A 12,872-nucleotide genomic window follows, 5' to 3' on the forward strand; every position below is an offset into this window, starting at 1 on the left:
AAAGCATGGAGAATACCAAACTTGACCATGAACAATTCCAGTTCACATCAATCTCAGTGGCAACAAATAAAGCGCGATATTGTCGACGATAGGCTGTTGTACGGCTATGTTCTTGTCACCAGTGCTCTGCTTTATTTCGCATCCCAATGGTTTGTCGAGCAATCACAACTTAAGTACGACTTAACGACCTACTTGCGGGCATTACTCACGATTTGCTACATCACGTTTCTCGCATGGAGTTCGGGGTACTATATCTATTTGGCTTACCACAGAACGCCCCACCCTCTGCTTGTTTATTTAAAAACCATACGCAGCTTTTTTAATCCTATCGCCAAACCCATTAGCTTCGTTCTTTTGGTCTTATCGCTTAACTTTACGTTTTCTTGTTACACCTATTTAAAGTCGATCATCCCAGACATTAACCCCTTCCAGTACGATCTTCTCTTCTATCAAATAGATAACTGGCTTCACTTTGGCCATGATCCTTGGAGGCTGACGCACCAGTGGTTTTCTTCTATCTACAGCTCTTTCGTGATCAACTTTCTCTACAACCTATGGTTTTTGCTGATGTGGGGCAGCGTGCTGTTTTTTATCGTCCGACGAGATATGACCATTTTACGTAATCAATACTTGATCACTTTTATGTCGAGTTGGTTGGTAATCGGTGGTATTATCGCAACCTTGTTGTCTTCGGCAGGTCCTTGCTATACACACTTGATCGATGTGAACCACACTCATTATTTGGAGTTAATTGACCGGTTGTCTAACCAAAGCTTGGCACTAGAAAAACTCGGCTTCCCTCCTCTTTGGGCTCTGGATGTACAAGATCTCCTTTGGCTCAAATACTTGGGTAGGGAAAGCGGTATTGGTACTGGTATTTCAGCGATGCCCAGTATGCATGTGTCAATTGCCGTCTTGATGGCTCTTGGCGCTTACCGTCTTAACGCGCGACTAGGATACCTTATGTGGTGCTATGTGGTCGCCATTCAAATCGGCTCTGTTCATCTCGCGTGGCATTACGCCATTGATGGCTACCTGAGCATTATTCTAACGGTACTTCTGTGGACATTCAGCGGTGCTATTGTTCGCAAGCTACAAGCCGCCTGAAAACTACTTAACAACTTTAGTGACAACATCTCGAATACAGATGTTCTTTTCCTCATACTGGTTGGCCTTGAGATAAACTAAACAAATATCAAAGTCAGGGACTTCAATCGGAGTGGGGACAGCGAGTAAACCGTGACTTACTGTTTCCATTTCAGCAAAGCGATTCGGCACTATGCAGATCAGCTCTCTGCCAACTAACAAACGGCGAATGGTTAGAAAGTGCCTGGAAGCAACCCCCACCCTACGTTCATAACCTAACTTAGCTAATCGCTTATCCACTTGAGTTTGTAAGCTTCCATCAGGGCTGACCAAAGCGTGTTGCATCGAGACGAACTGCTCCAAAGTGAGTGGTAAAGACAACTCAACACTTTGTGGGTCGTACATACACACATGCTGCTCAGTATAAAGGTACTGGGAAAGGAATCGACGATTGAGGTTTTCAATACTACCGATCACCACATCCAGCTCCTCGCTCTCTGCTATATCCCAATAATTACTGCGGTTAACATTGTAGAAGCTAACCTGAGAATGTGGAGACATCGCTTTTAACGCATCGTATAGCTGTGGAGCAAACAATTGCTCCGCATAGTCAGTTAACCCAATTCGCCAAACACCTTGATAGCTTTGCGCTGAAAAATGCTTTTTGCTCAATAGATCATTTTTGATACTAGCAAGTAACTTGTCGATCAAAGGCGCCAGCTCATGAGCACGTAAAGTGGGCTCCATCCGTATGCCCACTCGCTCAAACAGGGGATCATCAAATAGCGCCCGCATTCTTTGTAAGGTGTGACTCATCGCAGATTGACTTACAAAACACTGCTCTGCGGCTAGGCTGACACTTTTCGTGAGATAAACGGCTTGAAAGGCCACCAGCAAATTGAGATCGACCTCTTTCCAATTAAACTCTTTCATCCCTTATCCCATTTGATTCATAATGTTTATTAAAACTATCAATTTGAGTCATTTTAGTCGATTCTGTACATTATCGGCAGTATTTATCACACGAGTAATGTTTCATGCTGTCGATTTTTAAAACCTTTTTCTGGCTCGGCTGGATCAGTTTTGGTGGGCCAGCCGCTCACATCGGCTATTTTCGTAACACCTTTGTAGAAAAGCTAAAATGGCTTGATGACAAAGAGTACGGACAGATTGTCGCACTGAGTCAGTTCCTACCAGGTCCGGGCTCTAGCCAAGTGGGATTTGCGCTAGGTTATAAACGTGGTGGACTTGGTGGCGCATGCATGGCGTTTCTTGGTTTTACCCTGCCTTCAGTGTTAATCATGCTTGCCTTAGCTATCTTAAGCAGCCAATTAACAGAAACCAACGCCTTTCAAAACATAGTTCATGGATTGAAGCTGCTGGCTGTCGTTGTAGTGGCTGATGCGACTTGGGGAATGTACAAAAACTTCTGTAAAGAAAAGCTCTCGGTTGCCTTATGCCTTATCACAGCTATTGCTTTGCTTCTTTTTCCAGGTATCGCGACCCAGATGATTGTCTTGCTGGCGGCGGGCCTTGTTGGCATGACATTCTTAGGTAGCCAAGATCAAAGTAAAGCTTTTGAGTTCAAGCCATCCATATTGCCACTAGCACTATTTGCCGCATTACTGATTGGTTTACCTCTCGCCTCCCAAACTGTACCGGCATTAAGCTTGTTCAACGACTTCTTTCAAGCAGGTAGCTTAGTATTTGGTGGTGGGCATGTGGTTTTACCCCTACTGCAAAACATCGTTGGCGACCAATTAACTCAGGATGCCTTTCTAACGGGCTATGCTGCAGCCCAAGCAGTACCCGGCCCAATGTTTACCTTTGCTACCTACATAGGTTATGAGTTGCTACCACAGGCACCTATTGCAGGAGCACTTATCGCGACACTCGGTGTATTCGTACCTGGTTTCTTACTATTACTAGGCGTATTGAAAAACTGGCAATCTTTGGCTCAGAACGCCAAAGTCTCAGGTGCGGTGAACGGCGTGAACGCCTCTGTTGTTGGCCTACTTGTTGCGGCACTCTACCAGCCGGTTTTCACGAGTGCTGTCCTTAATCCGCTTGATATCTCATTAGTGTTGGTCGGCTTCTACTTACTGAAACAATTAAAGCTGCCGATTGTTTGGATGGTTACCTTCTTTATCCTAGCGGGATTAATTACAGGCTACTTAATCTAACGACCTAAATTACAAGGAGAGCTATAAGCTCTCCTTTTTCACTATTGCTTCGAATCTACCTGCTCTTCCCTTACCATCGCTAGTGCCCGCTCTAGGTTTTCATTCGCAACTTTGTAATAGGTCGGTTTACTGTCTATCGCTTGCTGTAAGTATGGGATCGCTTTGTCTGGCTTACCCTGCAACATTAAAAAGTAGCCAACGTTATTCAAGGCTTCAGGTTTATCCATATGACGAGTAAACACATTCAAGGCACGGTTTATTTCACCTTTACCTAGGTAAATAAGTGCTAAGTTATTCAAGGCTTTTTCATTGTTCGGATCTTGCTCTAGTGCTTGCAGACTCAAACGCTGCGCTTGACGATAGTCGCCCGACATATAGTAAGAGTATCCACTGTTGGTCAATGTCTTCACAGAGTCAGGTTTAATACGCAGTGCATGCTGATAGTAGGCTTGCGCAAGAGTATGATCAGCATCTAAATCCGCTAATACCCCCAATCCCATGTAGGCGTAGTCAGGTGAACTCGAATCTGTTTTTAATGCAGAGACGGCTTCAGCGGTTGCGAGATCTTGATCCGACAATGTCTTCTTACTGCCAAAACGAAGTTGATCCGCATTAATCGCTTTCAAGAAATAACTCTCTCCCTGACGAATGTCCCCTGAACGACTGTAAATAATACCTAGCTGCTCTAAAGACTGAATATTATTAGGGTTTCGCTCTACGGAAAGAGTAAAAGCCCTGTCAGCTAACGCTAGATTGCCTCTGCTTTGATGGATACGTCCTATGTTATACAAGGAGCGATCTTGGAACTGGCCATTTTCAAACGACAATGAACGTATGTATTCATACAACGCGAGGTCGGTATTACCTTGGCGTAACGCGAGATCACCTCGGGTAATCGCTTCTTTCTCTGTTTTTGGAGGCTCTTCTAACGAAAGTGTGTCAATCGGCCTGCCATCGTACAACGAGGTATCCAAGGTGTTTTCATCGCTCGCGGCGCACCCGACAAGTACAAAAACAGGTAATAACCAGACGAAGAGTTGATGTTTTTTCATAATTAGTTCCCCAGCGTCGAGGTAATAGAAAGCATGGATGGCCCAATTGCGACGATGAAGAAACAAGGCCAGATAAATAACAGTAGAGGGAAGATCATTTTGGTTGGGATTTTCGCCGCGATCTCCTCAATCTCTTGATTACGTTTATCACGAAAATCTTCGGTATATTCACGTAGAGTTTGCGATAAGCTGCCACCAATTCGAGATGCGTGCGAAAGCATAGTGACAAGGCCTGCAAGCTCTTTAATACCTGTTCGCTCAACCAAGTCATTAAACGCATCCGACATTTCGACACCCGCTTTGATTTTTACACACACCGTATCTAATTCATCTGCAAAATCGGGGTGAGAAATCATCAATTCATCAGCAACGCGGCGCAGCGCAGCACTAAAACCTAATCCGGACTCGGTACATACCACCAACAAATCCAACGCATCAGGCACACCACCTCGAATACGAGACTGGCGTTTATTCACGACATAATTCAGGCCGACATTTGGCATATAAAGCCCGACCGCGACACTGATAACCATCGCGACTTTTAAGTTCGACAGATCAGGGGCAAAGAAGTACAGCAATGCCGCAATGCCGACACCTACAAGTATCGCAGCCCCTTTGATTGCGTAGAAGATGGTCAATGCGTTGGCATCATGATAGCCCGCATGCATTAATTGCTGACGTAGACTTTGGCTCTCTTTAGAGTTTGAAGGCGTTAAGGTTGGCGCCAATGAATCCAAGGTATTCCCTAGTCGGCGACCTTTTTTTAGCTTCTCTCCAGGCGCTGTTTTCTTTAGCTCCTCTAATCGAACCGACATCGGTGCGCGAGTACCAACTATCACAAGAAACAGAGTAAAGAAGACAAGTACCGTCGCAACTAATATCACCCCAAGGAAAAATACCTGCTCATCAATATGTAAGTTTTCGAGTAACGAAGATAAAAAATCCATATCACACCTCGAAATTGATAATGTTGCGAATCCAAATCGAGCCAATAAACAAACTAATAATACCGCCACTCACCAATGTCATACCTCTTGGGTCGGTATACAGCGGCTCAACATAACTCGGATTGATAAATGTAAGGAACAAAAACAGCAGGAATGGAGAGAGCACGAGTATCCATGCCGACAGGCGGCTTTCCGCAGATAATGTTTTGATTTTCCGCTGCAGCTTAAAGCGAGAACGAAGCACACGGCTAACCTTTTCCAAGTTCTCAGATAAGTTGCCCCCGGTTTCTTTTTGCAGCAACACCGCACTTGAAAAAGCCAGCATTGATACGGTAGGAGTTCGTTCAGCCATCTGCATAATTGCCATCCGCATGTCATAGCCAAAGTTGAGCAGATTAAACGTGTTTTTAAACTCCGTTCCAATTGGATCCGGCATCTCATTACCCACTTCATTAAATGCTTGAGTCACAGGTTGGCCTGCTTGAAGCATACGACGCATGATGTCTAATGCTTCTGGTAACTGCTCTTCAAATTGGGCAAGTCGATCTGAGATGCGTTTATTCAACCAAAAGTAGAGAATAAACCAGATACCAATGGACGCCGCGATACCGATATAGAAAGGTTGACCAACCAATAACACAATCAAAAATGCACAGACGGAAAGGATCAGTGTCACTGCAAGTGTTTGACTCAAGCTCCAATCATAGCCCGATAGCTCAATGGTTTTTTTCAAAGAAGAGAACAGCTCAATTTTCACCAACCTTCTATCCATTGGTGTTAGGCTTTTGATGTAATGCTCTTGGAGTAATGAGCGCGCTTCTTCGTCTAAATTAGACTGTGACTCCTTCAGTCGTTGAGACAGCTGCTTGTGTTTGGCTTTACTACCGGCAGCTGGCAATATCAGAGCTTGTGAAATAAACACCACAGCAAAGAAAAGTAAGATATAGAAAAGCGTCGCGTCCTGTTGCATGCTGTCCCCCTTTCTACGAATAAGATTCGTTAAATATGTCGAAAGGAAGGTGTAAGCCTTTTTTAGACAAATGATCATGGCACTGCGGCACAACCCCTGTCGCGGTATAGTAACCTAACACATTCCCTTCTTCGTCCATGCCCTGGCGATGGAACTTAAAAATCTCCGACATGGTAATAATTTCGCCTTCCATACCATTGATTTCACATATGCTCACCATGCGTCGCTTACCGTCTTCTTGACGCTCCATTTGCACAACTAAATGAATCGCTGAAGCAATCTGTGAGCGCAAGTTCTTAGCACTCATATTCCACCCCGCCATAGCAAACATGTTCTCAACCCGTGATAACGCGTCTCTTGGTGTATTCGCGTGGATAGTCGCTAATGAACCGTCGTGACCGGTGTTCATCGCTGCCAGCATATCCACCGCTTCTGCGCCACGCACCTCCCCCAATACAATCCTATCTGGGCGCATCCGTAGCGAGTTCTTAACCAAATCACGCTGGGTAATTTCACCTTTACCTTCTAAGTTGGCCGGGCGAGTTTCAAGGCGAACAACATGGGTTTGCTGCAATTGAAGCTCCGCGGAGTCTTCGATGGTGACAATGCGATCATCGTGAGGAATAAAGTTAGAGAAAATATTTAACGTCGTGGTTTTCCCCGAGCCCGTACCTCCGGAAATGAGAACATTAAGAGCCCCTTGCACGGCCGCTTCAACAAACTGCGCCATTTGAGGGGAAAGAGAGTTAAACGCCAACAAGTTATCCATGTTCAGTTTCTCTACCGCGAAACGACGAATAGACACAGATGAGCCATCTAACGCTAATGGGGGAATAATGGCGTTCACACGTGAGCCGTCGATCAAGCGCGCATCCACCATAGGCGAGGCTTCATCAATTCGGCGACCCACTTGGCTTACGATTCGGTCAATGATGTTGCGTAAATGCCTCTCGTCGAGAAAAGTGTATGGCGTTTGCTGTAATTTACCCCTGCGCTCTACGAAAACATGCTTAGGCCCGTTCACCAAAATATCTGATACTGACGGGTCATTCAGCAGCGGCTCTAAAGGTCCTAAGCCAAACACTTCATCCTCAATTTGCTGAATAACGCGTTTGCGCCCCTCAGCACTCAACGCATGAGTTTGATCATCCGCCATCAACTGCACAATCGCATCATGAAGATCATTTTTCGCTCTTTCCTTCTCTAGACTCGCCAAGAGTCCCAAGTCAAGGGTTTCGAGCAAACGCTGGTGGTAGTAATGTTTTACTTCTTGTTCATGCTCCAGCTGTTTTCTCGCATCATCAACCGCTTTATCGCTCGCAACCTGTTCTTTTTTCTTCTTTTCTTTCAAGGAATTAATGGACGAATCTTCATTAATTTCAACCGGAACTTCCTCCGGTTGGTTCGACTGATGTTGCTGTCTATCAGCTTCAATGACCTTTTTTTGTAGCTCAGGATTGATATTTTTTCGTTTAAAAAACATAGTCGTAATCCTTCATTGGCACCTAGCTAGGAGAAAAGCTTGCTTAGCCAGCCTTGTTTTTTTTGTTTTTGGGGAAGGAGTGAAGTGACAAACTTGCCTACCGATTTAGACAACGCACTCCCTTTTCTTGCTTCTACAAATGGACGTCCAAGATTGGCACTTTCAAGTGCTACTTTAAAGTCATTGGGGAAGGTGTGGAGTGCAACGTCCCCCACCGCTTCCTGAATGTCTTTCAACTTGATGGATTGACGCTTTTCATAACGGTTAACGATTATCTCGACCTGCTCACGGCTAATCCCAAATTCAAATGAGAGGGTTTTAATAATCTGATTACAGCTTTTGATCGCCACAAGGTTCTGTTGCGTGACCATATACAGTTTTGTCGCCGGAGAGATAACAGGCGCAAATAATCGGTCTAAACCTCTTGATAAGTCCACGACCACATATGGGTACTGCTCACGCAAGAACGGTAATAACTTATTGAGCTGGCTCGCTTTCTCATAATTCTCATGGCTATTCTCTCGCTTAAAAGCAAGGATGTGTAAGCCTGATTCATGCTTAGTCACCAAGCTGCCCAACGAGATTTCATCTAAATCAGACACGTTCGCTAATGCATCGGTCAAACTGTACGTAGGCTGAATGTTTAGATAGTCATTAACCACCCCAAATTGAATGTCTAGGTCTAGTAACATCACTTGATCTGGATGGTCGTGAGCCATTTTAATCGCCGTGTTGAGCGCCAACATCGACGCCCCGCAACCACCTTTCGAGTTCATGAACACCATCAACTCCCCGAGGTTTCGGCTCGCCACTTTTTCTTCCGCCACGTTATTGAGCAACGGCGTCAGTTCTTGAATCTCTACATGATCGGAAACGAAATCTGCAGCGCCTATTCGTAGCGCTATCTTCAGGGCCCCGCTATCGTGTTCATTACCAAACACAATCAGTGACGCCTCATGCCCATCACCATTATCTACAGGAGATTCAAATTGTTGTAATTCGACAATTTTTTGCGCCCAGTTAGGGCCTGTTTCAACAAAGATGAGATCAGGTGGAGAAAACTGAGCAAGGTTAGAAACGACCAGGCCATGAAATGAAATCATCTCGTAGCTGATGCTCTGACATTTGGAGAGCTCATGGCTAATATGCAAATGAAACGCATCTGAGGAATAAAAAACCCAAATCGTTAAATTTGTTTTTAGTCGAATTGGAGGGCTATTGCCTCCTGGTGCTATTTGCACAGCTTCTCCCATTAATTCCTCCTAGCAATCCGTACTGTTATCACCGCTGGTATCCGTCCAGCGATGGTGCCCCAAATTTTCCCTCGGTCGAATCGTTTCAAATTCGGGAACCTGCAATAAGCCAGTCAAATTTACAAAGCTCAATAAGCCTGTGAATTGATAGCTAAAGTTAACAACTCGAGCCCTTACATATCTAATTGTAGAAAACACATCGTCATCTGTCAGAGTTCCTGTTACGACATTTCCCGATTCATCCAAGTAGTCAATAACTAGATTGCCCGTCGTCATTCCCCCGGGGGCATAATCAGGCATGGCTAATGCAGGAATATCATTCCTATCTTCAACACGACATACCACAGCTAAACGAGCTGCTACACGCGTAATATCATTAATGACCTGCAGGGAATAGACGTAACGTCCGACTTCGATCACCGAAAAGATAACTAACAACAATGCCGTTGAGATGAGGGTAAATTCAATCACAGACACACCATTTTGCTTTTTCATGGAGCCGTCCTCATCATCGCAGAGGCATTCAGTGGAAAACTAAAGTTCATTCCGCTACGAAACGCCCCCATCATGGGCGTGTAAGTGTGGTTGATTGTCACTGTTACATAACCACCAGCATGGTTTACATTCACATCCGACGTCGTCAGTCCATCCACCATAGCTTTGGTACCATCACCGACGGTTGATGAGCCATAAACGACGATATTCTTTATTGCATTCACATCAGCAATTTGATCGTAGCTCGCCGTACCTGTGATTTCTGTGGTGGCATAGCGAATACCATTTTGGGCCATTTTATTGAGCGTGTTGTAACGTATAAACGCGTTTCCTACTTCCGTAATGGCCATTAAAATCAATAGTAAAACGGGGATAGTGATGATCATCTCTACCGCCGCTAGGCCTTTCTGCTTGCGACAAGTTTTCATGATTCTTCTCCGTGTGGATCTCGATACAACACAATTCGGTAAGGTCCATCGTTATCTGAATCTTGACCTGGTGTTCCACCTAAAGAAGAGCAATCCTCTATGAACTCACCATACACGGGGTCTTTACTGCCATTATTCGTTGGAGCTTGCTGCAGTAAGAAAAAACACCCCAATGCCGTGACCGTAAAAGAAGAAGTCCCCCCAGAAGCCCCCGAGCAATCAACAATTGGAACAATCAGCACTCGCCTATTCTGCTGTCCCCCTGAACCGATTTTGCAATCACTATCTCCTGTACAATCAGGAAGCGCAGCAAGGTAATCAGAGTAGGACCATGGCTGACCGCCCGCACCACTTTTATCTGAGTATGTAATGTTGCCGCTACTGTCGATTGAAGGTGATTTTTTAGGTTCTTTGACGTAAATGTCCGGTGCATAGTCAGTAGAGGAAAGACCGCCTCCTTTATATACGCCAAATCGAGTGTTCAAGCCTTGACCTACAGGACCAACTGTATTACCGGGTTTCGTTGTTACCTGGTCGCCAACTCCTACGGAGGTTGCATAATCGCCCGCAAGTGCCGTCCTAACTGTGCTAGCGCCCGATCCAAAATCCAGTAATTGATAGTTCCCTGAACCCATACTGCCTTGTTTTTGGTCTGCAATTTTCAACGCATAAAGATCGCCTGATACATATCCTGCGCTTCCCGAAGAATCACCTTCACAAACTGCCATTGGCACAATATTATTACTATCAATAACGCTAGGACTTGGTCCTGCGACTGCCGTTGACGCTAAGGTTTTATCAACACTAAACACATGAGCAAAAAAATTACTTAGCGCAAAGTCACTCACCGCCACTCGCGTGTAGCTGTCTTCATCTGGGTCAAAACCAGAGAATGGAAAAGTGGCCGGATCATTGGAAAACTGCACCACAATTTGCGCCGATGAGAAATCCATTTCTGAATTTCCAGTAGCATTGGCAACATTGGTCAACGTTGTCTTGGCGGCCGCGGTGGCTTGGGCTTCGCTACCACCATTATCTAGCACTATCGCGGCAGCCAGCGCAGCAGCATCGACACTATTTTGCAGTCGGGTCTTGTTCAACATGGCATGATTGACGTCTATTGATAACGCCGCCACACCAATTAAAGCAAGCATAGCCGCAGTCACGAGAACCAACGTCATACCCCGTTGTTTAGGTTGATTTCCCCTTTTCATAGTGCCGTCCTTAAGGCTAGTTTGAGAACCCTTCTAAGAATTGACTGTCCGTGCCTTTCAAGTCAGTATCTTGTTTACCGGTATAGACTTGATAAGCCCCCTCCATTCGTTCACCACTGCCCTCAGGAAGTAACCCTAGGTTTTCACTTGTCGCATTTGGGTTATATACCTGAGCCGTTTTGACTTTTGCGACATGTTGACCCAAACGTTCTGCATTATTGACGCAACCAACAAGCAAGGCTTGAGAGCAAAATAGCGCGACGATTAATAATTTGATGTCCATAGTGCCCCCTTATAAGCTGTGCCCAAACGTCCCTTCGGTACCACCTTTGGAATGGTCCACGAAGTTAGTCTCTTGTACGTCTTGTGTTTTACTTTGGCTCGACGGCGCAATGTAAGCACCTCGACCTAGCAAGTAGTATTCAAAGTCATTGGGTTCAACAAAAGAGTCCGTAGGCAATGACACCTTGTTTCGATCGATAGGTTTTGCCAGCCTTGGTGTCACCAAAATCACTAATTCAGTTTCTCCAGAGATATACTCTTGGCTATTAAACATTTGCCCTAACACCGGAATGTCGCTAAAGCCCGGCATACCACTCACGACATCACGCACGTTTTCACTCAGAAGGCCTGCGATACCGATAGTTTGACCATCTGCAAGCTCTAGGGTCGAAGACGCGCTACGTCGAGTGATTGGCGGAATCACATAGGTGCTATTGGTTCCACCAGGTGAGAGCGTTAGTGAAGAGCTATTGGCAATTTCGCTGACATCAACAGCGAGATTTAAATTGATGTTTTTATCATTGAGAACCGTCGGGATGAACTTAAGCCCAACGCCGTATTCTTTGTATTCAATGGTAATTCCATTCTCATCCGGAACGGGGATTGGAAACTCACCACCTGCCAGAAATTCAGCTTTTGCGCCGCTAAGTGCGGTTAAGTTCGGCTCTGCTAATACTTTTGCCGTCCCGTTTTGCTTAGCAATATCTAATGCAAAGGTGAAGAGAGTATCGCCATCAATAAAAGTCCCCAGCAATCCAGTGCTGTCTATCCCTGGCGTGTTAAATATTGGGCCAATTCCTCCACCAACGTCATCAATGATCGCTCCTGCTGACGTGCCACCCCAAGAGAAGCTGCCGTTGGTTTCGAAAAAGTGGAAGTTAGAGTCAAACTTTCGAACAAGACTGCGCTGAACTTCTGCAACAGTGACTTCCAACATAACTTGCTGAGCGCCACCAATGGTCATCAAGTTAATCACACCCGTTTTTTGGACTTGCTCGCTTAGTGATTTATTTTCTTTATCAGCCTCTTGCCCTGCCGAGTAGGTTTCCGCCACTCTTAATGCAATGTTCATAGCAGACTGACTGCTAATCTGACCGCTGAGAATCAATCGATTTTGAGCACTGTGTACTTCTATCGCTTCATCAGGCAAAAACTCATAGAGCTTCGCTTTCAAACTATTGAGGTCATGGGTAACTTCAATATTAATCGACTCAATTAATCGTCCACGACTATCCCAAGCCATTAAGTTCGTTGAACCTAATTTCTTACCAATAAGGAAGACTTCATCCGATTTAAGCATCACGATGTCGAGTACTTCCGGGTCACCAAGTGACACACGCTTTGCTTTACCAGCCAAAGTGACATGGGTCGATTTATGGTGAGGCACCTTGACGATTTTTCCTGACTGAGTTGCCGCGGTCACACTGCATGAAAAACATATACTTACTAAAATAACTAAAATCCGTTTCAACATAGCTC

The 12,872-nt window shown here is 45.2% G+C and carries 13 protein-coding genes; 2 read left to right on the forward strand and 11 right to left on the reverse strand.

All coding sequences use genetic code 11. From position 1 onward, the window contains the following. The first annotated feature begins 27 nt into the window (after positions 1-27). Positions 28-1,107 (forward strand): phosphatase PAP2 family protein, encoded by a 1,080-nt coding sequence (locus tag AC4MRV_RS14855; RefSeq protein ID WP_491188143.1) that lies wholly within the window; start codon positions 28-30, stop codon positions 1,105-1,107. Positions 1,108-1,110: 3 nt separating this feature from the next. Here the strand turns inward: AC4MRV_RS14855 and AC4MRV_RS14860 are convergent, their stop codons facing one another. Next, on the reverse strand, positions 1,111-2,019 hold the full coding sequence (locus AC4MRV_RS14860) for a LysR family transcriptional regulator (RefSeq protein ID WP_491188111.1): 909 nt from the start codon (positions 2,017-2,019) through the stop codon (positions 1,111-1,113). Between the two features lie 104 nt (positions 2,020-2,123). Between AC4MRV_RS14860 and chrA the strand changes: the two genes are divergently transcribed. Further along, positions 2,124-3,269, forward strand: coding sequence for a chromate efflux transporter (gene chrA / locus AC4MRV_RS14865; RefSeq protein ID WP_491188112.1), 1,146 nt, complete (start codon positions 2,124-2,126; stop codon positions 3,267-3,269). A 41-nt stretch (positions 3,270-3,310) separates the two neighbouring features. Here the strand turns inward: chrA and AC4MRV_RS14870 are convergent, their stop codons facing one another. The 10 genes from AC4MRV_RS14870 to AC4MRV_RS14915 are packed head-to-tail and all read right to left on the reverse strand — an operon-like array spanning position 3,311 to position 12,867. Further along, positions 3,311-4,321: a tetratricopeptide repeat protein gene (locus tag AC4MRV_RS14870; protein WP_491188113.1), complete on the reverse strand. Its 1,011-nt coding sequence runs from the start codon at positions 4,319-4,321 to the stop codon at positions 3,311-3,313. 2 nt (positions 4,322-4,323) lie between these two features. Next, on the reverse strand, positions 4,324-5,268 hold the full coding sequence (locus AC4MRV_RS14875; protein ID WP_491188114.1) for a type II secretion system F family protein: 945 nt from the start codon (positions 5,266-5,268) through the stop codon (positions 4,324-4,326). A 1-nt stretch (position 5,269) separates the two neighbouring features. Continuing rightward, positions 5,270-6,238 (reverse strand): type II secretion system F family protein, encoded by a 969-nt coding sequence (locus AC4MRV_RS14880; RefSeq protein WP_491188115.1) that lies wholly within the window; start codon positions 6,236-6,238, stop codon positions 5,270-5,272. 13 nt (positions 6,239-6,251) lie between these two features. Beyond that, complete coding sequence (locus AC4MRV_RS14885) at positions 6,252-7,721, reverse strand: TadA family conjugal transfer-associated ATPase (protein WP_491188116.1); 1,470 nt, start codon at positions 7,719-7,721, stop codon at positions 6,252-6,254. Between the two features lie 26 nt (positions 7,722-7,747). Further along, the gene (locus AC4MRV_RS14890; RefSeq protein ID WP_491188117.1) at positions 7,748-8,974 is read right to left on the reverse strand and encodes a CpaE/TadZ family protein; all 1,227 of its coding nucleotides are present in this window, start codon (positions 8,972-8,974) and stop codon (positions 7,748-7,750) included. A gap of 9 nt (positions 8,975-8,983) precedes the next feature. Next, positions 8,984-9,469, reverse strand: a complete 486-nt coding sequence (locus AC4MRV_RS14895; protein ID WP_491188118.1) for a TadE/TadG family type IV pilus assembly protein — start codon at positions 9,467-9,469, stop codon at positions 8,984-8,986. Beyond that, positions 9,466-9,897 (reverse strand): TadE/TadG family type IV pilus assembly protein, encoded by a 432-nt coding sequence (locus AC4MRV_RS14900; RefSeq protein ID WP_491188119.1) that lies wholly within the window; start codon positions 9,895-9,897, stop codon positions 9,466-9,468. The genes AC4MRV_RS14895 and AC4MRV_RS14900 overlap by 4 nt, the downstream gene beginning before the upstream one ends. Continuing rightward, entirely contained in the window at positions 9,894-11,111 is a 1,218-nt protein-coding gene (locus AC4MRV_RS14905) for a Tad domain-containing protein (RefSeq protein ID WP_491188120.1), read from the reverse strand. Before AC4MRV_RS14905 ends, AC4MRV_RS14900 begins: the two co-directional genes overlap by 4 nt. A gap of 16 nt (positions 11,112-11,127) precedes the next feature. Next, a complete protein-coding gene (locus AC4MRV_RS14910; RefSeq protein ID WP_491188121.1) occupies positions 11,128-11,394 on the reverse strand; it encodes a hypothetical protein in 267 nt (88 codons plus the stop codon). 9 nt (positions 11,395-11,403) lie between these two features. Further along, on the reverse strand, positions 11,404-12,867 hold the full coding sequence (locus AC4MRV_RS14915; protein ID WP_491188122.1) for a type II and III secretion system protein family protein: 1,464 nt from the start codon (positions 12,865-12,867) through the stop codon (positions 11,404-11,406). Positions 12,868-12,872 lie beyond the last annotated feature (5 nt).

Source organism: Vibrio sp., from assembly GCF_984391705.1.

Bases quoted from the DNA above. Each gene is read 5' to 3' on its own strand.
- AC4MRV_RS14855 (WP_491188143.1), top strand. From the start codon at position 28: ATGAACAATTCCAGTTCACATCAATCTCAGTGGCAACAAATAAAGCGC.
- AC4MRV_RS14860 (WP_491188111.1), bottom strand. From the start codon at position 2,019: ATGAAAGAGTTTAATTGGAAAGAGGTCGATCTCAATTTGCTGGTGGCC.
- chrA (WP_491188112.1), top strand. From the start codon at position 2,124: ATGCTGTCGATTTTTAAAACCTTTTTCTGGCTCGGCTGGATCAGTTTT.
- AC4MRV_RS14870 (WP_491188113.1), bottom strand. From the start codon at position 4,321: ATGAAAAAACATCAACTCTTCGTCTGGTTATTACCTGTTTTTGTACTT.
- AC4MRV_RS14875 (WP_491188114.1), bottom strand. From the start codon at position 5,268: ATGGATTTTTTATCTTCGTTACTCGAAAACTTACATATTGATGAGCAG.
- AC4MRV_RS14880 (WP_491188115.1), bottom strand. From the start codon at position 6,238: ATGCAACAGGACGCGACGCTTTTCTATATCTTACTTTTCTTTGCTGTG.
- AC4MRV_RS14885 (WP_491188116.1), bottom strand. From the start codon at position 7,721: ATGTTTTTTAAACGAAAAAATATCAATCCTGAGCTACAAAAAAAGGTC.
- AC4MRV_RS14890 (WP_491188117.1), bottom strand. From the start codon at position 8,974: ATGGGAGAAGCTGTGCAAATAGCACCAGGAGGCAATAGCCCTCCAATT.
- AC4MRV_RS14895 (WP_491188118.1), bottom strand. From the start codon at position 9,469: ATGAAAAAGCAAAATGGTGTGTCTGTGATTGAATTTACCCTCATCTCA.
- AC4MRV_RS14900 (WP_491188119.1), bottom strand. From the start codon at position 9,897: ATGAAAACTTGTCGCAAGCAGAAAGGCCTAGCGGCGGTAGAGATGATC.
- AC4MRV_RS14905 (WP_491188120.1), bottom strand. From the start codon at position 11,111: ATGAAAAGGGGAAATCAACCTAAACAACGGGGTATGACGTTGGTTCTC.
- AC4MRV_RS14910 (WP_491188121.1), bottom strand. From the start codon at position 11,394: ATGGACATCAAATTATTAATCGTCGCGCTATTTTGCTCTCAAGCCTTG.
- AC4MRV_RS14915 (WP_491188122.1), bottom strand. From the start codon at position 12,867: ATGTTGAAACGGATTTTAGTTATTTTAGTAAGTATATGTTTTTCATGC.